Below are 21,049 nucleotides of genomic sequence, written 5' to 3' on the forward strand. Positions count from 1 at the left end.
GCCCCCACGCCCATCCGAGGAGGACCTGATCGTGACCGATCGCCAGCCGTTCCCCGACGCCACCCCCGGCCCGGGCGGGAACGGGAGGGCCCGCGCCGCACGTGCCGCACGCGGCTCCGGGTCCGAGGGCTCGGCACCCCCGCCGCCCCCCGCAGTCCCGCCGACCCCGCCGGCCCCGGCCACCCGGCCGCAGAAGGCAGCCGGCGCGAAGCCCGCACGCGGTGGAAAGGCCGCCGGCGCGCGACCCGCGGCCAAGGGCGCCCGCCCGGCCGCCGCGGCGAGCCCGCCGGCGGACGGCTCCGGGTCGACCGAGGCCGTCGCGCGGGGCTACGACCCCACCGGGTCCGGGCGGCGGCCCGCCTCGGGCACGGCGCCGCGCGCCGCGGGCCCCGCGGGGGTCGGCCACCAGGCACCACCGCCCGCGCCCGAGGTCACCCCCGCCGCGGGCACCGTGCCCGGCGACGTCCCGCCGGCCCCGGAGCTCGCCCCGGGTGAGCTCCGGCGGCTGCTGGACGGCGCCCACCACGACCCGCACGGGCTGCTCGGCGTCCACCGGGTGGCGGAGGGCCTGGCCTTCCGGACGCTGCGGCCGTTCGCGCGGAGCGTGGCCGTCCTCACCGGCGGGACGCGGACGGTGCTGCACCACGAGGGCGACGGGCTGTTCAGCGGCGTGCTGCCGCTGACGGAGGTCCCCGCGTACCGGCTGGCCGTCACCTACGACGGCGACGAGCGAGAGGTGCACGACCCGTACCGCTTCCTGCCGGCGCTCGGCGAGTTCGACCTGCACCTCATCAGCGAGGGGCGGCACGAGCAGCTGTGGAAGGTGCTCGGCGCCGAGCCGATGACCCACGAGGGTGTCACCGGCACCCGGTTCACCGTGTGGGCGCCCAACGCCCGCGGGGTGCGGGTGCTCGGCGACTTCACCTGCTGGGACGGCACCGCCTTCCCGATGCGCTCGCTGGGCTCCTCCGGCGTGTGGGAGCTGTTCCTGCCCGAGGTCGGTGAGGGGCAGCGTTACAAGTTCGAGGTCTGCGGCCCGGACGGCGCGCGGCGGCTCAAGGCCGACCCGATGGCCCGCCGCACCGAGGAGCCGCCGGCCACCGCCTCGATCGTGACCGCGTCCCGCCACGAGTGGCAGGACGCCGACTGGATGGCCTCGCGCGGCCGCCTGCCGGTGCACGAGGCCCCCTTCTCGGTCTACGAGGTGCACCTCGCCTCGTGGCGGCCGGGGCTGTCGTACCGCGAACTGGCCGAGCAGCTCCCGGCGTACGTGCGGGACCTGGGTTTCACGCACGTGGAGCTGATGCCGGTCGCCGAGCACCCCTTCGGCGGCTCGTGGGGCTACCAGGTCACCTCGTACTACGCCCCGACCGCCCGGCTGGGCACCCCGGACGACTTCCGGTACCTGGTGGACGCGCTGCACCGGGCGGGCATCGGCGTCATCATGGACTGGGTGCCGGCCCACTTCCCCAAGGACGACTGGGCGCTGGCGGACTTCGACGGCACCAACCTCTACGAGCACCCCTGGCGCGGGGACCATCCCGACTGGGGGACGCTGGAGTTCGACTTCGGCCGCACCGAGGTCCGCAACTTCCTGGTGGCCAACGCGGTCTACTGGTGCGAGGAGTTCCACATCGACGGGCTGCGGGTGGACGCGGTCGCCTCGATGCTCTACCTGGACTACTCGCGCGAGGACGGCCAGTGGGCGCCGAACGCGTACGGCGGCCGCGAGGACCTGGACGCCGTCGCCTTCCTGCAGGAGATGAACGCGACCGTCTACCGGCGCTGCCCCGGCGTCGTCACCATCGCGGAGGAGTCCACCGCCTGGGACGGCGTCACCCGGCCCACCCACCACGTCGGCCCGGCCGGCTTCGGCGGTCTCGGTTTCGGCCTCAAGTGGAACATGGGGTGGATGCACGACTCGCTGGAGTACATCAAGCACGAGCCGGTGCACCGCAAGTACCACCACAACGAGATGACCTTCTCGATGGTGTACGCGTACAGCGAGAACTACGTCCTGCCGATCTCGCACGACGAGGTCGTCCACGGCAAGGGCGCGCTGGTGGCCAAGATGCCCGGCGACTGGTGGCAGCAGCGCGCCACCCACCGTGCCTACCTGGGCTTCATGTGGGCCCACCCGGGCAAGCAACTGCTCTTCATGGGACAGGAGTTCGCGCAGGGCGCCGAATGGTCCCACGACCACGGGCCGGACTGGTGGCTGCTGGACGAGACCTACTCCGCGGCGGGCGACCACCGCGGCGTGCGGGACCTCGTCCGGGACCTCAACACCCTCTACCGTGCCACGCCGGCGCTGTGGCAGCGCGACACCACCCCGGACGGCTTCGCCTGGCTCGACGGCGGCGCCGCCGAGGACAACGTCTTCTCCTTCGTACGCCTGGACGCCGACGGGAACCCGCTGGTCGCGGTCAGCAACTTCTCACCGGTCGTCAGGCACCGCTACCGGATCGGCGTGCCGGACGGGGTGGAGGCCCTGCGGGAGGTGCTCAACACCGACGCCGCCGGATACGGCGGGAGCGACGTCACCAACCCCGAACCCCTGAAGTCCGAGCCCGTCGCCTGGAACGGCCGGCGCCAGAGCGTGCAGCTCACGCTGCCGCCGCTGGCCACGGTCTGGCTGCGGCCCGCCTGAGCGGGCGTCACGGGAGGCCGGGTGCGGCCCGCCTGCGCCACGTCAGGTCACGGCAGGCCCGCCCGGCGGGGCGCGGCGCGAGTTCGGCCGGACGCCTACTGGGCGGCCGTCCCCGCCACGCCCATACTGGGATGACTGCGGGATTCGGCGAGTACGGGGGGCCGCTGCCGATGGTGAGCGAACGCGAGTTGCTCCCGGACCTGTTCTGGGCCGCCGACCGGGCGTCACTGCGCGGCCAGTTGCTGACCGTACGGCTGTCGCGCCGGCAACTCGGCCTGCTCACCGCGGCCTCCGTCTTCAGCTCGTTCGACGCCACCGCGGGCCGCCTGCACTGGGCCTCGTGGCTCGCGGCCGTCCTCTTCGCGCTCGCCGCGTGGACCACCTGGGTGATCCACCGCCAGAACCCGCAGGCGCTCTGGTACGAGGGGCGGGCGCTGGCGGAGTCCATGAAGACGCTCGCCTGGAAGTACTCGGTGCGGGCCGACCCGTTCACGCCACCGGGCGACGAACGCGACCCGGACGCCCTGTACCGGCTGCAGCTCGGCGACGTCCTGCACACCTTCCGGAGCAGCAGGGCCGTGCCCTCGTACGTCGACTCGGGCATCACCCCCGCGATGCGGCGGCTGCGGGACGCGCCGTTGCGTGTGCGGCAGGACGTGTACCTGCGCGAACGCATCCGGGTGCAGCACGAGTGGTACACGGTGAAGGCGGCCCGCTGCGAGGTGAACGGGCGCCGGGCCGGACGGCTGGCGATGGCGTTCCCGCTGCTCGGCGTCCTGTTCCTGGTTCTGCGGGCGGGCGGCTGGTCCCCCTTCGACACCCTGGGCTTCGTTTCGGCCATCACGGCCTCGGTCGCGGCCTGGGCGCAGCTGCGCCAGTACAGCCCGCTGGCGGCGGCGTACCGGGTGGCGGCGGACGAACTGGAGCTGGTCCGGGTGCAGCTGGCGTCGCTGGACCTGGACGACCCGCACGCCGAGCACCTGTGGTCGCAGCTGACCCGGGACGCCGAGGACGCGGTGTCCCGGGAGCACACCACCTGGCAGGCGAGGCGCGAGATGCGCGTGTGAGGACGGGACGGGGACGGGCCGAAGGACACACGAGAGGGGGCCGCTCGGGTGCGTGTGGTGCGGGCGGGTGACGGGCGGGAACTGGCGGTGGAGACCCGGGGCGATCCCCGGGGCAGGCCGGTGTTCCTGCTGCATGGCACACCCGGCAGCCGGCTCGGTCCGGTGCCGCGCAGCGCGGTGCTGTACCGGCTGGGGGTGCGGCTGATCTCCTTCGACCGGCCCGGGTACGGCGGTTCCGAGCGGCTGCCCGGCCGGCGGGTCGCGGACGCCGCCGCCGATGTCGCGGCGATCGCCGACGCCATGGGCCTGGACGCGTTCGCGGTGGTCGGCCGCTCGGGCGGCGGGCCGCACTCGCTGGCGTGCGCCGCCCTGCTGCCCGGCCGCGTGACGCGGGTGGCGGTGCTGGTGGGGCTCGCGCCGCGGGACGCGCGGGGGCTCGCCTGGTACGCGGGGATGACCCGGTCCAACGTCCGTGACCACACCACCGCCGACGCGGCGCAGCGGCGGCTCGCCGCCCGGCTGGAACTGCGCTCCCGCACCATCCGCGACGACCCGGCGAGCCTGCTCGCCGTGCTCCGGGAGGAGATGCCCGAGCCGGACCAGCGGGTGATCGCGGACGCGGGTCTGCGCACGATGCTGCTGCGCACCTACGCGGAGGCGCTGCGCACCTCGGCCGACGGCTGGATCGACGACACGCTGGCGTTCAACCGGAGCTGGGGGTTCGGCCTGGACCGCATCGCGGTGCCGGTGCTGCTGTGGCACGGCGAGGACGACGTGTTCTCGCCGGTGGCGCACTCCCGCTGGCTGGCCGAGCACATCCCCGGCGCGACCATGGTGGTGCAGCCGGGGGCCGCGCACTTCGCGGCCCTGTCGGTGCTGCCCCGGGTGCTGGCCTGGGCGGCCGCCGGGGGCGGTCAGGCACGGTCGGTGCCGGCCTGACCGCCGCTCACACCGGCTGCGGCTCCAGGTCCCGGTTGACCCGGTACCACTCGCGGGCGGCCCGGCTGAGGGGGTGCTCCTCGCCGAGCAGCCGTACGCATTCCGGGAGCACCTTGCCGCGGATCTCCTGCGCCCGCGCGTGCCGGCCGGACTGCCGCAGGGCGTAGGCCAGGTTGATCTCGCACGCCAGGGCGTCCGGGTGCTCGGGACCGTAGCGCTCGGTGAGACCGCGCAGGGCGGTCTCCAGGAGGGTCACGGCCCGGTCGGTGTCGCCCAGTTCGCCGGTGGCGTTGCCCAGGTTGATCATGCAGTTGAGGGTGTACGGGTGGCGGGGGCCGACCGCGCGTTCCAGCCGGGCCAGGGTGTCGGTGCCGACCGCCACGGCCTCCTCGGCGTTGCCGCTGCCGCGCAGGTAGATGGCGAGGTTGTTGCGGCAGGCCAGGGTGAACGGGTGGTCGTCGCCGAGGAGGCGGCGGTAGGAGGCGAGGGCGTCCGAGGCCAGGTCACGGGCCCGCTCCTTGTCGCCGGCCGCCGAGTAGTCGGCGGCGAGGTTGAGCGCGCAGGCGAGCGTGTCGGGCACGTCGGGTCCGTACCGCTCGAGGTAGCGGTCGTAGGTCACCTGGGTGAGCCGCATCGCCTCGGCGGCGCGGCCCGCCTTGCGCAGCGAGACCGCGAGGCTCTTGGCGTTGCGGAGCGTCTCGGGCACGTCGGGGTTGAGGACGTCCTGGAAGACGTCCATCACCTCTTCGAGCATCGCGACGGAACCCGTGTAGTCGCCGATCTCCCGCAGGTCGCGGGCGAGGTTGGCCTTGGTGGACAGCGTGTAGGGGTGCCGGTCGCCGAGCATCGGGGTACGCCGGTCCACGGTCTCCTGGTCCAGGCGGCGGGCGAGTTCGGAGTCCCCGGTGAGCCGGTAGTCGATGGCCAGGTTGTTGGCCGCGACGAGCGAGCGCGGGTGCTGCTCGCCGAAGATGTCCTTGAATCCGGCGTAGATCTGCTCGTCGCGCTCCCGGGCCTCCTGGTAGAGGCCGAGCGCCCGCAGGTCCGCCGCCAGGCTGCCGCCGGTGATCAGGGTGTGCGGGTGGCCGGCGGGCAGCAGGGCGGTCTGCCGGGCCAGGGTGTCCTCGTCGTACTGCCGGGCCTCCTGGTACTTGCCCTGCGAACGCAGCACGTTGGCCAGCTCGAACTGCAGGTTGAGGGTCTGCAGGTCGTCCTCGCCGAGGGACTGCTGCCACACGCCGAGCAGTTGCTCGGCCAGTTGCCTGGCCTGCTCCAGTTCGCCGCTCTTCCACAGGTAGCGGACGCGGTTGACCAGCAGCTGGCGCGGCTTCTCCTCGCGGCAGTCCTCGGCCTGCGACGGCGCGAGGTGCGGCCAGATCAGCTCGAACCCGGGCCAGTTCGCCGGGTCGTTGATCGCGTCCTCCGGCGGCCGGGCCTCGGCGAGGATGCGGTGCACCTCGTGCATCGTGTCCTGCTGGTCGTCCTCCGACATCTCCGAGCGCACGGCGGCCTGCACCAGCCGGTGCACCTGGATGCTGCTGTCGGCCGGATCGACCTTGGCCAGGGCGAAGCGGTTGAGCGCCTGGATGACCTTGCCGAGCATGTAGCGGTCGCGCAGTTCGGGGTCGTGGGGCAGCAGCGCCTGGATCATGGAGTCGCTCTCGATCAGCGTCATCGAGATCGGCTCGGCCGCGAAGAACGCGCACAGCTCCAGCAGCCGGACGGCGGCCTTGGACTGGTTGCGCAGCCGGCTGATGGAGATGCTCCAGGTCGCGCCCACCTCCCGCGGGTAGCCCGCGGCGGTGGTGACCGACAGCGCCTTGGTCGTCTGCTCCTTGAGCTGGTGCACGTAGACGTCGACGGGGGTCGCGGTCTCGGCGAGCCACGCGGCGGCCACCTCGACCGCCAGCGGCAGGTCACCGACCGCCTCGGCCACCTGCCCGGCGTCCTCCCGGCTCATGCCGCCGACCCGGCGGCGCAGGTGCTCCACGCTCTCCGAGCGGTTGAAGACCTCGATCTCCAGGGGCTCGGTCGCTCCCGTCGGCGGCTTGTTCCGGGCGGTGACCACGATGTGGCCGCGTCCCCCGGGGAAGAAGCGGCGCACCCGCTCGGGGTCCTCGACGTTGTCGAACACCAGCAGCCAGCGCGGGAAGCGGGTGCCGCCGGCCAGTTCCTCGCGGGCCGCCTCGGCGGCCTCGGACACGCTGTCGCCGACCCTCAGCTCCAGGCGGCGGGCGAGTTCGGCGAGGGAGGGCGCGATCCGGTCCTCCTGCTCCGCCTCGATCCACCACACGAGGTCGTAGTCGGCCTTGAAGCGGTGCGCGTACTCCAGCGCCACCTGGGTCTTGCCGACGCCGCCGAGGCCGTGGAGCGTCTGCGGGAACGGCTGGACGGAGGGGTTGCCGCCGCCCAGGCGGTCGCGCAGCCGGTCCAGGACGGTGGAGCGGCCGGTGAAGAAGGTGTTGCGAGGCCGCAGGTTGGACACCTTGGGGTCGCCGACGGGGTAGCGCGGGCCACCCGCCATGGCGGTCGTGTTGAGGTCCGCGTCGTCACGGCCGAGGGCGCGCAGCAGGGTGGTGGCGGCCGCGGAGTGGTCGAGCCGCACCAGGCTGACCGGGCTGCGCTGGGCCAGCGGCGGGCCGGGGCGTACGTCGCCGACCCGGATCGGCAGCAGTTGGTGCTGCGGGCCCGAGGGGTCGGTGCCCGAGCTCGACTCCCACACCCGCATGGCCCGCCGGGAGCGCAGGTAGGCGGCGGAGAGTACGACGAGGGTGCGGGAGGAGGCCCCGGCCACGGCAGGCTGTTCCGCGGGGGCGGTGTGGGTCTCCACGTCCCAGGGGACGACCCGGAAGCCGGCCCGGGTCAGGATCCACTCGATCCAGTCCGCCCACATGCGGTCCTCGGGCACGTACGCCAGCACCAGGCCGGACGGCGGAACGGGCCTGCGCCGGGTGAACTCCGCGGCCCAGCGCAGCCGTTCGGACTCCGCGATCGGGGGCAGCGAGGTCACCGCGCCGCCGGAGACGACCGAGGTGAGGCGTTCGCAGGCCGACAGCATCGAACTGGACAGGCCCGGGGCGTCCCCGAAGGTCGCCAGGATCTCCTCGTAGGCGTAGAAGGGGCGGTACGGGATCTCCACCGACCCCCAGTAGGAGACGAGTTCGTCCTCGTCCATTCCGGCCGGGAGGCCGTCGAACTGGGCGCGGGCCAGTGCCCGTCCGGCGTCCGCCTTCTCCTTCTCGCCGTCGTCGATGCGCATCGGCACGGGGAAGATGCGGATGCCGCGGCCGTTGTAGCGCTCCTCGATGTCGCGGGCGACGGCGGCGGCGCCGTAGATGCTCTGGTCGCTGAGGGTGAAGCAGACCACCAGTTCGTCGGGCATGTGGACGGTGCAGATGTCCGCGATGTCGCTGAGGCCGGTACGGCTGTCGATGAGGACGTAGTCGTAGTGGCGCCGCATGTCCGCGCGCATGGCGTCCAGGAACTGGCCACCGCCGAAGCGGTCGTAGAAGACGTCCCAGTCGATGCCGGTGAGCGCGGTGGTGTAGTTGCGGTCCTGCCGGCCCGCGGAGAGGTAGTCCAGGCTGCCGCCGCCGGGGAAGACCCAGTTGAGGGATATGGCGTGCGGCCGGACCCGCGCGAACTGGCGGTGCCAGTCGGGCGGCCGCGGCACGTCGCGCAGCGCCTCCTCGCGGTACTCGGTGATCAGGTCGATCATGCCGGTGGTGGCCGCGAGCGCGGAGGAGTCCAGAAAGGGGTGGAAGAAGCGGAACAGGCCCGGGGCCTCCAGGTCCCAGTCCACCGTCAGCACCCGGTGTCCGTTGGCGGCGAGGATCCAGGCGGTGTTCGCCAGGGCCATGGTCCGTCCGGTGCCGCCCTTGTACGAGTAGAACGTGATCACACGTCCGTTACGGCTCTCGGTCATCCTGGCCCTCCGGTTTGTCGGGTTCCGTGGTGCCGCGGTCGTCGTGCAGGCCGTACGGGGAGGAGCGCTCGGGTCCGTACGATCCGGCGGACGGACCCCGGAGCCTCGGGCGCGAGCTGTGCGGGCCCTGGGGCGGGAAGGCCGGTGCGTGGGCGGCGTAGTGCTTGGCCGCGCGTCCCACGGCCCTGGGCACGTCGTCGCTGAAGACCTCGAGGCTCGGGATGTTGTTGCGGACGAAACGCCCGCCCGGGCCGTCCGCACGGCTGGGATCGAGGGCGTCGTCGGCGAGGCGGCGCAGCGCCTCCTCGTGGCCGCCTGACTCCGGGTCGGCCCGGTTCCACGGCACCAGGACGCTGACCCAGGGCCGGTGCTCACGGCCGAAGCGGCTCAGCATCTCCCGCCGTTCCGGCGACTCCAGCGCCCAGCGGTCGAGCAGCAGCAGCCCGGGAGCGGTGGGGACGGGATCCAGCAGGCGGTCCAGTTCCTCCTCGAACACCCCCACGCTGACCCGGTAGTCGAGGTTGCGCGCCAGGTCGGCGGCGTGGTCGGCCAGCGGCCGGCTGCTCTGCGGACGGTACGGGTTCCAGTCACGCGGCGAGGGCCCGTAACAGGTGGGGCTGCGGCCCGCGGGCAGTTCCTCGGTGTCGCAGCAGGCGAGCACCGTCACGCGCAGCGGCCGGCTGGCGCCCGGGGGCCCGAAGGCGCTGGGAACGTGGTGGTAGTCGAGGTGACGCCCCTTGGCGATCTTGGTGTCCTCGACGACCTGCACGATGCGCTGGGCGAGGCGGTAGACGGCCCGCTCGTACTCGTGCTTGAGGTAGCTGAGCTTGATCAGCCCATAGAAGCCCTCGGCGGCGTAGTCCTCACCGAGGTCGGCGTGGTTGAACTGCAGCCCCTCCGCGGGGCCCGGCATGTCGTTCGCGGCGACCGGCACCCACAGCGCGGGCACGATGCCGGATATCGGGCGGTCGTGCAGGGACCGGTGGTGGACGGCGCGCTGCGAGAAGGCGTACCACTCCTTGCCGCACTGCTGGCTGCGGAAGTAGCGGGGCGAGTAGAGCGGGACGAAGACCCGGCAGTGCGCCAGCGCCTCCGCGAGCGATTCCGGCCAGCCCTCGCCGACGTTCATCCCCCGGTCCATGAAGCCCGCCTTCACCCCCGCGGGCAGCGTCGTCATCTGCAGGATGTGCGCGCACAGGTCGTTGTAGAGCTTGGCGACCCACAGGTCGGGGTCGGGATCCGAGGGGTCGTTCCTGGGGGTGTGCGCGTAGCTGAGGAAGAAATAGGGCTTGTCCGAGGCGTCTCCCTGCCCCACGGGTAATGCCATGCGCCATCTCCCCCGCCCGACCTACAGACCCCGCTCCGCCCCTCGTGAGGGAACCTCAGTGTAGGAACCCCCGATTCTCCGGCGGAATAGCGCATGACCATCATTTTTGCCCTGGCTCCCGTCAACGGCCGTTGTTCACCAGCCACTTGGCGATCTCGTCCACGGCGTCGGCGATCGGCACGAGGTGGCAGGGCGCGTCGCCGACGGGGCCGTCCAGCACCGCGCACTGGCTCGCCACCACCGGGACCAGCCGCGGGAAATGGCGGTCGTCGATGTCCGGCGCCTCGAAGTGCACCCACTCCTTGCCCCCGTCCTCCGTGCGCACCAGGGCCTGGTACGGGCGGTCCGGCGGCGGGACCGCCCGGTAGTCGGCGAGGTGGTAGGCGGTGCAGACCCACAGGTCCACGCCGATCAGCAGGGCGCGGGCCCGCAGGTCGTACAGCCGGGCGGTGGGCGAGTCCTCGCCCAGGTGGCTCTCCAGCGTGTGGCCGTCGGTGACGAAACGCGCGGCCGGGCCGAAGGCGGTGAAGGAGGTGTGCGGGTGCGCGCTGCGTAGCGCGCCCGGGAGCAGCCTGACCTCCTCGCCGAGCCGCCCCACGCTGGGCGAGACGGGGGTGGTCAGCGGGTCGAAGGCGGGCATCGCGTCGCGGTACGCGGTCAGTTCCGCGTCGCTCATGCCCTCCGTGCGCTGCCGGTCGACCCGGGAGGTCACGGAGTTCTCCGGGGTCGCCGCGTACGCGACCAGGGTGCCGTGGTCCCCCAGCGCCGCCCGCAGGGCCGCGACCACGGTGCGTACGCCGCCCTCCACCGAGCCGATCGACTTCAGCGAGCCCTGGACGAGCAGCACGTCCCCGGCCTCGACGCCCAGTGCGCGCAGATCCCGGGTCAGGCTTTCCAGAGTGTGCACCTCAGGCCCCGTTCAGTTCGGACAGCCAGGGGGCGACGGTGCCGGCCATCCGGTCCGCGAAGCGCTTGCCGAGGGGGGTGAGCGATCCGCTGTCGGCCAGCCGGTCGACCGCCTCCGCCGTCTCGCGGGTCCAGCGGGCGAAGGTCGCGGCCGCCTCCGGGACGCCCCGGCGGGTCAGCGCGCGCCAGTACTCGGCGACGGCGATGTGCGCGTACGTCCCCTGCAGCAGCCCCTCCAGCGGGCGCGGGTCGGGGCGCCACGGCGCGTGGAAGAGCCGGGTGTCCTCCGGGTCGTACAGGTCCATCAGGTCCAGCACGGCACCGAGCTTCACGTGCTGGAACTCGTGGGCCACCAGCAGCGCCAGCGTGTGCGGCGTGGCGGGCCGCGCGATGCCGACCGCGCCGAACGCCTGCCGGGCGGCCCCGCTGACGTCGCTGCCGTCGCCCGGCGGGACCAGCGGGGTGACGGTGCCGAGCCCGGCGGCCAGCCCCGGTACGTAGCCGGGCAGTTCACGGCCGAGGAAGTCCCAGGCGGCGGTCAGGTCCTCGTGCCAGGCCCTGACCTCGGCCTCGTCCTGCCGTGGCACCAGGGGCCACTGGTGGGCGTCGCGGTAGGGGTCGGTGTCCTCCAGCGCCACCCTCCAGCCGGCCGGGCCGACCCGCCGGACGGGGTGCCACCGCGCGTCACCGGGGTCGTTCGCGGCGATCCTCACCGTACGGCCGGCGACGCTCACACCGAAGCCGCCGGCGGTGGCGGCGACCTCGGCCTCCGCCCCGTCGGGGGCGCCGGCCAGGACACGGCCGAGCCCCGGCAGCCGGACCGCGCCGTCGCGTACCGGCACCCGCACGGTCGCCTGGTACCGGCCCGCGGCCCGGACCACGGCGGCGGCCGCGAACTCGGCGAGCCCCGCGACGTCCGCCCCGCCGTCGCCCGCCGTCTCCAGGCAGTGCCGGGCCCACGGCCGCACGTAGGGGTGGGCGAGCACCTCGTCCAGGGCCTGGGGCGCGGCCTGGTCGACCTCGGCCAGCACCCGCCAGACCGCGGCGGTCCTGCCGTCCCGGGGAGCGCGCTCCCAGACGGCGGTGAGCAGCCCGCGGGTGATCTCCAGCTGCTCGGCGGCGAGCGCGGCGACCGTCGCGGCGTCGCCGTACCCGGCGGCCAGCTGGTCGATCTGGTCCTCGGTCAGCGAGGACTGGGGCTGCTGCCCCGAGGCGGTGCTCACCGGATTCTCCCGTTCCGTCTCCTCGGCGTCGCGGATGCCGAGGATCAATGCCATCAGGTCACCGCAGTACGCGGACGGATTCGCGAATCCCGACCCGGTTCGGTAGCGGTGCGCGTACAGTCCCCCGCCGCAGACGTCGACGACCGGGCAGCGGCGGCACTGGTCGCACAACCCCTGCTTGCCCTGCCGTCGTGCCGCGATGCCGGGGTGGGCGGCGACCTGGTCCAGGGAGTGGGCGAACACGTCCATCCCGGTGGCCGGGGCGCCGTCGTAGGCGGTCTTGAGCGAGTCGGCCTGCTCGAAGCTCCCGTCGGTCTCGATGACGACGAGGTCGACCGGGTCGGTGCCGATCGACTCCACGAGGCTGCTCTCGCCGCGCAGCATCCGGTGCACGGAGTCGAAGACCCGCACCGGCACCGGGCGCCCCTCCGCCACCCAGCGGCGGTGAACGGTCAGCAGCCACTGCGCGTAGGGCGCCGGTGCGCCACCGGGACGCGCGGGCGGGACGTCGTGGGTGGCGTGGGGCAGCAGGAAGTCGATGCGGGGCGGTTCGAGCGCCATCAGGGCCTCGTACACCGTCAGCGGATCGTTCTCCACGTCGATGGTGCAGAGCAGTCCGCCGAACAGATGGCGGTAGCGCGGCTCGCGGAGCAGCCCGATCGAGGCCACCACCCGGTCGTAGCTGCCGCGCCCGTCGGCGAACCGCCGGTGGCGGTCGTTCTCGGCCCGGCCGCCGTCCAGGGAGACGCCGACCGAGATGCCGAACTCGTCGAAGACGTCGCAGAACCGCTCGTCCAGGAGGACGGCATTGGTCTGGATGCCGAGCTCCAGGGCGCACACGCCGTCGAGCGCCCCGCGTAACGCCGAGGCGGCCCGCTCGATGCGGGCCGGGCCTGCCAGCAGGGGTTCGCCCCCGTGGAAGACCACCTGGACGGCGGGGAGCCGGTGCGCGGCGGCATGCTCGGCGATCCGTGCGGCCACGCGGTCGAACACCTCGTCGGGGGTGGCCCGGGCACGCGTCTTCCAGCTGGTGTCGGCGTGCTCGTAGACGTAGCAGTGATCACACGCCAAATCGCACCGGCTATGCAATTTCAGCACGAATTGCGACAGCGCTCTGGCCGGTGCTGATGTCTCCATGACCGCGGCCCGGGCCCCCGAGTCGGTCGGGCCTACTTGCTGCTGAACGACTGGAAGGCCGCGACCGGAACGCTCCCGGCGGAGGCGGCGGCGGGCATCACCCGGCCGAGGGCCGGAGTGGCCACGGAACTGCCGCGGGAGGCCAGCTCCGCCAGCGGGATCCTCCGCCGCGTGTGCGGACGCCTGGTCCGGGCGTCGTTTTCGGCCGTCACGGTGGGGGTGGCAGTCATAGCGGGGACCTCGTTCACTCAGGGTGCGTTGGCGCGCGCACACCATTTGTCCGGAATGCGGCAAATATCTCATCCCGGACACCGAAAGGCGACGCACACGCATAACGAGCGAGCCGTGACAAGTGCACGTTTTCGTCAAGGTCATCAGACACGCGTACTCCCCACCCCCAACGCCGGGCCGTGTGATTATCTCCCTTATTCAAGACAGGAGTTGAGCGCTTTTCCGATTCGAGACCAAGTTTCTGGAGTGGAACGAGCGCCGCTCCGCACGGACCCCCTCGTCACGGCTTCCGGCGTGTCGCACCGTGGGGTGCCCGCCCAGCGCGCAAGCCCCTCGCGCCCGCTCGTTCAGCGGTCCGAACGCGCTCGGCGCACCCCGGGAAAAATCTCGCCAGGCCTGGGCCGATCGGGTGGGCGGCCCCTGCCCCGCACACCAACGGGTCCCGCCGGGCGGAGGGGGGATCCGCCCGGCGGGACCGTTCAGGGGGTGGCGCCCGGTCAGGCCGTCGTGACCGGTTCCTTGTCGTTGCCCGCGGGAGCGGCGGGCCCGGGGACCGTGCCGTGGCCGTCGTCGACCAGCGTGGTCTCGTCGAAGGGCAGCTCGCCGGCGAACACCCGCCGGGCCTGCTCACGGTCGAACTCCTTGGTCCACGTGCCGATCAGCACCGTGGCGACGGCGTTGCCCGCGAAGTTCGTGACGGCGCGCGCCTCGCTCATGAAGCGGTCGATGCCGACGATCAGACCGACGCCGTCGACCAGGGCGGGCTTGTGCGACTGGAGCGCCCCGGCGAGGGTCGCCAGGCCCGCGCCGGTGACACCGGCGGCGCCCTTGGAGGCGACCATCATGAACAGCAGCAGTGTGATCTGCTGCCCGATGGAGAGCGGCTGGCCCATCGAGTCGGCGATGAACAGCGAGGCCATGGTCAGGTAGATCATGGTGCCGTCGAGGTTGAAGGAGTAGCCGGTCGGCACGGTGATGCCGACGACCGGGCGGCTGACGCCCAGGTGCTCCATCTTGGCGATCAGGCGGGGCAGCGCCGACTCCGAGGACGAGGTGGAGACGATCAGCAGGAACTCCCGGCCGAGGTACTTCAGCAGCTGGAAGAGGTTGACCCCGGCGAAGAAGCGGAGCATCAGGCCGAGCACGACCACGACGAAGATCAGGCAGGTGACGTAGAAGCCGAGCATGATCGTGGCGAGTGCCTTGAGGGCGTCCACGCCCGCCGAGCCGACGACCGCCGCGATCGCGCCGAAGGCACCGATCGGGGCCACCCACATGATCATGGACAGGACGCGGAAGACCAGCTTCTGGATGTGGCCGACACCGCGCAGGATCGGCTCGCCCGCCGCCCCCAGGGCTTGCAGGCCGAAGCCGACCAGCAGCGCGACCAGCAGGGTCTGCAGCACCTGGCCCTCGGTGAAGGCGGAGACCAGGGTGACCGGGATGATGCTCAGCACGAAGTCCGGCAGGGTCTCGGCCGGGGCGTCCTCGGCCTGCGCCTGGCCCACGTCCTTGAGCGCGTCGGTCAGGTGCAGCCCGTCGCCGGGCTGGAGGACGTTGCCGACCACCAGGCCGATGGCCAGGGCGACGAAGGACATCACCACGAAGTAGCCGAGGGCGAGGCCGCCGACCCTGCCGACCTTGGCGGCCTGGCGGACCGAGCCCACGCCCAGCACGATCGTGCAGAAGATGATCGGCGAGATCATCATCTTGATCAGGTTCACGAACCCGGTGCCTATGGGCTTGAGCTCGACGGCCGCGTCGGGCGCGACCATCCCGAGCACGGCGCCGGCGATCGCGGCGACGACCACCGCGATGTACAGGAAATGGGTGCGGTCCCTGCGACCCTGGGTACGGCTCTGTACCGGCACTGACACCTTCGTCTCCTCGGTCCATCCGGACGTCGTCCCGGGACGCCCGCGATTGGATAGGTCCCGGTGACTATGCGCCCGCGCAGTGAGCCAGGTCACGTTTGCGTTCATTGTGTTCGCGGGACCTGTGCACACTGGTGGGCATGCCGCTCCCGACCCGCTTCCGCCGCCCCCGGCCGCGCCGCCGCCCGCGCAGCCTGGCAGGCCAGTTGTTCGCGATGCAGGTGGTCATCGTGGCCATGGTGGTCGCGGGCATCGCGGTGCTCGTCTACGTGGGCGCCGCCGAGCGCGCGGAGGACGCCGCGGAGGACCGGGTCACGGCGGCGGCGCGGGCGGTGGCCGACGCCCCCTCGGTCGCGGCGGCGATCCGCGGCGCCAACCCCACCGCCACGCTCCAGCCGTACGCGGAGCAGGTCCGGCGCGACACCGGCGTGTCCTTCATCACCATCATGAGACCGGACGGCATCCGCTGGACGCACCCCGACATCAAGCAGATAGGCCACCGGTTCCTCGGGCACATAGAACGCGCCCAGCGCGGTGGCACCTTCACGGAGACCTACACGGGCACGCTGGGCGCGTCCGTCCGCGTGGTCACCCCCGTCCACGACGACGGCCGGATCGTCGGCCTGGTCAGCGTCGGCATCACGGTCGAGGCCATCAGCGACCGGGTCCGGGACCAGCTGGCGGCGCTCATCGGGATCGCCGCGGCGGCCCTGGCGGTCGGGGGCCTGGGCACCTACTTCGCCAACGCCCGGCTGCGCCGCCACACACACGGCATGGCCGCGGACGAGCTGAGCCGCATGTACGACTACCACCAGGCGACCCTGCACGCGGTGCGCGAGGGCCTGATCCTGCTGGACGCCGACCGCAGGGTCGCCCTGTGCAACGACGCCGCCCGTGAACTGCTGGGCCTGCCCGGGGACGTGGTGGGCTCGTACGTCGCCGACCTCGGGCTGCCCGCCTCGCTGACCGGCGCGCTGCTGGCGGCCGAGCCGCGGATGGACGAGGTGCACCTGACCGCGGAGCGGGTGGTGGTGGTCAACACCTCGCCGGTGCGCGGCGGGGAGCGCCGCGGCACCGTGGTGACCCTGCGGGACCACACCGACCTGCAGTCACTCACCGGCGAGCTGGACTCCGTGCGCGGCTTCGCCGAGGCGCTGCGCTCGCAGGCGCACGAGGCCTCCAACCGGCTGCACGCGGTCGTCTCGCTGATCGAACTGGGCCGCACCCAGGACGCGGTGGAGTTCGCCACCGCCGAACTGGAACTCGCCCAGGCGCTGACCGACCGCGTGGTGGCGGCGGTCGCGGAACCGGTGCTGGCCGCGCTGCTGCTGGGCAAGGCGGCCGAGGCGAACGAGCGCGGCGTGGAGCTGACGGTCACCGATGACAGCCGCATCGACGACGGGGTCCTGCCCGTTTCGCTCACCTCCCGGGACCTCGTCACCATCCTGGGCAACCTCATCGACAACGCCTTGGACGCGGCCATCGAGGGCGCCGGGCAGACGACCGCACGCCCGCACGTCGAGGTCACCGCCCGCGCCGACGAGGGCGAGTTGCTGCTGCGGGTCACCGACAGCGGGCGCGGGGTCGACCCCGCCGTGGTGCGCGAGGTATTCCGGCGCGGCTGGACGACCAAGAGCCACGGGCACGGCCTCGGCCTCGCGCTCGTCGAGCAGACCGCCCGGCGCACGGGCGGCAGCGTGGATCTGGACCGGGCGCTGGGCGGCGGTGCCTCCTTCACCGTACGGTTGCCGCTGCGCGGGGAGGTGCGGACGTGATCAAGGTGCTGGTCGTCGAGGACGACCCGGTGGCGGCGGACGCCCACCGGCTGTACGTCGAGCGGCTGCCGGGGTTCACGGTGGCCGCGGTGGCCCACTCCGGGGGCGCGGCACTGCGCGCGCTCGAACGGCACCAGGTGGACCTGATCCTGCTCGACCTCAACCTGCCCGACGGGCACGGGCTGCAGGTGGTGCGCACGCTGCGGGCGGCCGGGCACACCGCCGACGTGGTCGCGGTGACCTCGGCCCGCGACCTGGGCGTGGTGCGGCAGGCCGTCTCGGTCGGGGTGGTGCAGTACCTGCTGAAGCCCTTCACCTTCCCCACCCTGCGCGACCGTCTGGAGCGCTGGGCGCGCTACCGCGACGAGCTCGCCGGCGGCGAGGCCTCGGGCCAGGACGAGGTGGACCGCGCCCTGGCGGCGCTGCGCAACCCAGAGGGCTCGGTGCTTCCCAAGGGCCTCAGCGGCCCCACCCTGGAGGCGGTGACGACGGCGCTGCGCGAGGCGGCGGAGGGCCTGTCGGCGAACTCGGCGGCCCAGGCCGTCGGCGTCTCCCGGATCACGGCCCGCCGCTACCTGGAGCACCTGGTGGAGACCGGCCGCGCGGTCCGCGCTCCGCAGTACGGCCAGGTCGGCAGGCCGGAGCTCACCTACCGCTGGGCCCCGCAGCGCCGCCCGTGAGCCGCCCGGCCGGGCGGCGCGAGAGCTGCGGACGAGGCGTCAGAACACCGACTCCGCCTCCTGCATACGGTCCTCGGGCACCCGCTTGAGCACCATCACCGCGTCGGCGAGCGGCACCAGTTCCACCGCGGTACCGCGCAGCGCCGTCATGCAGCCGAAGGCGCCCTTGTGCGCGGCCTCCACGGCGTGCCAGCCGAAGCGGGTGGCCAGCACGCGGTCGTACGCGGTGGGGACGCCGCCGCGCTGGACGTGGCCGAGGATGACGGGGCGGGCCTCCTTGCCCATGCGCTGTTCGAGCTCGCCGGCGAGCCGGGTGCCGATCCCGGCGAAGCGCTCGTGGCCGTAGACGTCGATCTCGCCGTGGGCGTACGGCATGGTGCCCTCCGCGGGGTGGGCACCCTCGGCGACGCAGATGACGGCGAACTTCTTGCCGCGGGCGAAGCGCTCCTCGACCATCGCGACGAGGTCGGCGGGGTCGAAGGGCCGTTCCGGCAGGCAGATGCCGTGTGCGCCGCCGGCCATGCCGGACTCCAGGGCGATCCAGCCGGCGTGCCGGCCCATGACCTCGACGACCATGACGCGCTGGTGGGACTCGGCGGTGGTCTTCAGGCGGTCGATCGCCTCGGTGGCGACGGTGACGGCGGTGTCGAAGCCGAAGGTGCGGTCGGTGGCGGAGATGTCGTTGTCGATGGTCTTGGGGACGCCGACCACCGGCATGCCGGCGTCGGCGAGCAGCCGGGCCGCGGTGAGCGTGCCCTCGCCGCCGATGGGGATGAGGACGTCCAGCCCGAAGCCGGAGCACAGGGTGCGCCAGTTGTCGGCGGCCTCGTGCAGCCGGGCGCGTTCCAGCCGGGAGGAGCCCAGGATGGTGCCGCCCCGGGCGAGGATGCCGCTGACGGAGTTGAGGTCGAGCGGACGGTAGTGGCCCTCCAGCAGTCCCTTGAAGCCGTCCTCGAAGCCGATGACCTCGTCGTCGTGGTAGGTCAGCGCGCGGTGGGTGACCGAGCGGATCACGGCGTTGAGTCCGGGGCAGTCGCCGCCGGCGGTGAGCACTCCGATGCGCATGGCGCTCCACGCTCCCTCCGGTCGCGTGTACGGTCGCCTTTTCGCATCGTAGGTCCGCACCGCACCCGCCGCGCGCCATACGCACACCGAACGGTAATGTCAAGAGGTATCCGCCACCCGTCTGGGTGGATCACGCCGGGCAGGAACGGAGAGAGCGCGTGACGCGCAGCGTGTACGTAACGGGAATCGGGAGGGGGGACGGCCGCCAGGTCGTCGAGCTGGGCGTGATGGAGCTGCTGACCCGGCAGGTGGACCGCGTCGGGGTGTTCCGGCCGCTCGTCCACGACACGCCCGACCGGATGTTCGAGCTGCTGCGCAGCCGCTACCGGCTCACCCAGGACCCGGCGACCGCCCACGGCCTGAGCTACGAGGAGGCGGCAGCGCTCCAGGCCGAACAGGGCCGGGACGCGCTCATCGCCCGCCTGGTGGACCGCTACCACCTGGTGGCCGCGGAGTTCCCCACCGTGCTCGTCCTCGGCTCGGACTTCCACGAGACCAACCTCCCCGGTGAGCTGGGTATCAACGCCCGGCTGGCGAACGAGTTCGGCGCCTCGGTGATCCCGGTGGTCGGCGGCCGCGAGCAGACCGCGGACTCGGTCGTGGACGAGGTCCGCAACGCACACCTGTCCTACACCGGGCTTGGCTGCGACATCGTCGCCATGATCGCCAACCGGGTGCCGCGCGAGGTGCTGGAGGAGGCGGCGACGCGGCTGCGCCGCCGGCTGCCGGTCCCCGCGTACGTGCTGCCCGACGAGCCCGCGCTGTCGGCCCCCACCGTCGCCCAGGTCGTCGAGGCGCTCCACGCGGAGGTGCTGCTCGGCGACCACAGCGGCCTGTCCCGGGACGTGATGAACTTCGTCTTCGGCGGTGCGATGCTGCCGACCTTCATCCGCGCGCTGACCCCCGGCTGCATGGTGATCACTCCGGGCGACCGGGCGGACCTGATCATCGGCTCGTTGGCCGCGCACTCCGCCGGCTCCCCGCCCATCGCCGGCATCCTGCTCACCCTGGACGAGGTGCCCGGCCCGGAGATCATGGCACTGGCGGCCCGGCTGGCCCCGGGCACCCCGGTCGTGTCGGTGCCGACCGGCAGCTTCCCGACCGCCGCCGAGCTCTTCGCCCTGGAGGCCCGGCTGGGGGCGGCCACCCCGCGCAAGGCGGAGACCGCGCTCGGGCTCTTCGAGAAGCACGTGGACGGCGCCGAGCTGACCGAGCGGCTCTCGGTGGTCCGCGGCGAGCGCGTCACCCCGATGATGTTCGAGCACGAGCTGATCGAGCGGGCCCGCTCCGGGCGCCGCCGGGTGGTCCTCCCCGAGGGGACCGAGGAGCGCATCCTGCACGCGGCCGAGGTCCTGCTGCGCCGGGACGTCTGCGACCTCGTCCTGCTCGGCGACGAGGACGCCATCCGCAAGCGGGCCGCCGAGCTCGGCATCAATGTCGACGTCCCCGGCTGCACGCTGACCGACCCGCAGACCTCGCCGCTGCGCGAGAACTTCGCCGAGCTCTACGCCAGGCTCCGTGCCCACCGGGGCGTCAGCTACGAGCTGGCGTACGACGTCGTGGCCGACGTCTCCTACTTCGGGACGCTGATGGTGCAGCAGGGTCTCGCCGACGGCATGGTCTCCGGCGCCGTGCACTCCACCGCGGCGACGATCCGCCCCGCCTTCGAGGTCATCAAGACCGCGCCCGGGGCGTCCATCGTCAGCTCAGTCTTCTTCATGTGCCTGGCCGACCGGGTGCTGGTGTACGGCGACTGCGCGGTCAACCCGGACCCGGACGCCGAGCAACTGGCCGACATCGCGATCCAGTCCGCCGAGACCGCCGCCCAGTTCGGCGTCGAGCCGCGGGTGGCGATGCTGTCGTACTCCACCGGCACCTCCGGCTCGGGCGCCGACGTGGACAAGGTGCGCCGGGCCACCGAACTGGTCCGGCAGCGGCGCCCCGACCTGCTGGTGGAGGGCCCGATCCAGTACGACGCCGCCGTCGACGCCAAGGTCGCGGCCACCAAGCTGCCGGACTCGAAGGTCGCCGGGAACGCCACCGTGCTGATCTTCCCGGACCTCAACACCGGCAACAACACCTACAAGGCGGTGCAGCGTTCGGCGGGCGCGGTGGCGGTCGGCCCCGTGCTGCAGGGCCTGCGCAAGCCCGTCAACGACCTGTCGCGCGGCGCGCTGGTCCAGGACATCGTCAACACCGTCGCCATCACGGCCATCCAGGCCCAGGGCGACCGGTGACCGGCCACAACAG

At 72.9% G+C, this 21,049-nt stretch carries 13 protein-coding genes; 6 read left to right on the forward strand and 7 right to left on the reverse strand.

Annotation, left to right across the window (positions count from 1 at the left end; all coding sequences use genetic code 11):
- The first annotated feature begins 31 nt into the window (after positions 1-31).
- From glgB to AC3EUJ_RS10405, 3 genes are all read left to right on the forward strand, one after another.
- Positions 32-2,650 (forward strand): 1,4-alpha-glucan branching enzyme, encoded by a 2,619-nt coding sequence (gene glgB / locus AC3EUJ_RS10395; RefSeq protein WP_431960774.1) that lies wholly within the window; start codon positions 32-34, stop codon positions 2,648-2,650.
- A gap of 131 nt (positions 2,651-2,781) precedes the next feature.
- Positions 2,782-3,717 (forward strand): DUF4231 domain-containing protein, encoded by a 936-nt coding sequence (locus tag AC3EUJ_RS10400; RefSeq protein ID WP_431960776.1) that lies wholly within the window; start codon positions 2,782-2,784, stop codon positions 3,715-3,717.
- Positions 3,718-3,765: 48 nt separating this feature from the next.
- Positions 3,766-4,656 carry an alpha/beta fold hydrolase gene (locus AC3EUJ_RS10405; protein WP_431960777.1) on the forward strand — a complete coding sequence of 297 codons (891 nt, stop codon included), beginning with the start codon at positions 3,766-3,768 and terminating at the stop codon, positions 4,654-4,656.
- Positions 4,657-4,663: 7 nt separating this feature from the next.
- Here AC3EUJ_RS10405 and fxsT read toward each other — a convergent pair whose 3' ends face one another.
- From fxsT to AC3EUJ_RS10435, 6 genes are all read right to left on the reverse strand, one after another.
- Complete coding sequence (fxsT, locus tag AC3EUJ_RS10410; RefSeq protein WP_431960778.1) at positions 4,664-8,581, reverse strand: FxSxx-COOH system tetratricopeptide repeat protein; 3,918 nt, start codon at positions 8,579-8,581, stop codon at positions 4,664-4,666.
- Positions 8,565-9,908 carry a TIR-like protein FxsC gene (locus AC3EUJ_RS10415; RefSeq protein ID WP_431960779.1) on the reverse strand — a complete coding sequence of 448 codons (1,344 nt, stop codon included), beginning with the start codon at positions 9,906-9,908 and terminating at the stop codon, positions 8,565-8,567. Before AC3EUJ_RS10415 ends, fxsT begins: the two co-directional genes overlap by 17 nt.
- A gap of 121 nt (positions 9,909-10,029) precedes the next feature.
- Positions 10,030-10,815: an AAC(3) family N-acetyltransferase gene (locus AC3EUJ_RS10420; RefSeq protein WP_431960780.1), complete on the reverse strand. Its 786-nt coding sequence runs from the start codon at positions 10,813-10,815 to the stop codon at positions 10,030-10,032.
- Between the two features lies 1 nt (position 10,816).
- A complete protein-coding gene (locus AC3EUJ_RS10425) occupies positions 10,817-13,174 on the reverse strand; it encodes an FxsB family cyclophane-forming radical SAM/SPASM peptide maturase (protein ID WP_431960781.1) in 2,358 nt (785 codons plus the stop codon).
- Positions 13,175-13,206: 32 nt separating this feature from the next.
- Entirely contained in the window at positions 13,207-13,404 is a 198-nt protein-coding gene (gene fxsA / locus AC3EUJ_RS10430; protein ID WP_431960782.1) for an FxSxx-COOH cyclophane-containing RiPP peptide, read from the reverse strand.
- Between the two features lie 498 nt (positions 13,405-13,902).
- The gene (locus tag AC3EUJ_RS10435) at positions 13,903-15,276 is read right to left on the reverse strand and encodes a cation:dicarboxylate symporter family transporter (protein WP_431960806.1); all 1,374 of its coding nucleotides are present in this window, start codon (positions 15,274-15,276) and stop codon (positions 13,903-13,905) included.
- Between the two features lie 143 nt (positions 15,277-15,419).
- On the opposite strand from AC3EUJ_RS10435, the gene AC3EUJ_RS10440 reads away from it, so the two are divergent.
- Together AC3EUJ_RS10440 and AC3EUJ_RS10445 are read left to right on the forward strand one after the other, a co-directional pair.
- Positions 15,420-17,054 carry a sensor histidine kinase gene (locus tag AC3EUJ_RS10440; protein ID WP_431960784.1) on the forward strand — a complete coding sequence of 545 codons (1,635 nt, stop codon included), beginning with the start codon at positions 15,420-15,422 and terminating at the stop codon, positions 17,052-17,054.
- A complete protein-coding gene (locus tag AC3EUJ_RS10445; RefSeq protein ID WP_431960786.1) occupies positions 17,051-17,734 on the forward strand; it encodes a response regulator in 684 nt (227 codons plus the stop codon). The genes AC3EUJ_RS10440 and AC3EUJ_RS10445 overlap by 4 nt, the downstream gene beginning before the upstream one ends.
- A gap of 39 nt (positions 17,735-17,773) precedes the next feature.
- Here AC3EUJ_RS10445 and AC3EUJ_RS10450 read toward each other — a convergent pair whose 3' ends face one another.
- Positions 17,774-18,799 (reverse strand): ATP-dependent 6-phosphofructokinase, encoded by a 1,026-nt coding sequence (locus tag AC3EUJ_RS10450; RefSeq protein ID WP_431960787.1) that lies wholly within the window; start codon positions 18,797-18,799, stop codon positions 17,774-17,776.
- A 158-nt stretch (positions 18,800-18,957) separates the two neighbouring features.
- Here AC3EUJ_RS10450 and pta point away from each other — a divergent pair, with 158 nt between their 5' ends.
- Positions 18,958-21,036 carry a phosphate acetyltransferase gene (pta, locus tag AC3EUJ_RS10455; RefSeq protein ID WP_431960788.1) on the forward strand — a complete coding sequence of 693 codons (2,079 nt, stop codon included), beginning with the start codon at positions 18,958-18,960 and terminating at the stop codon, positions 21,034-21,036.
- Positions 21,037-21,049: the final 13 nt, after the last annotated feature.

This window comes from Actinacidiphila sp. bgisy160 (assembly GCF_057707815.1).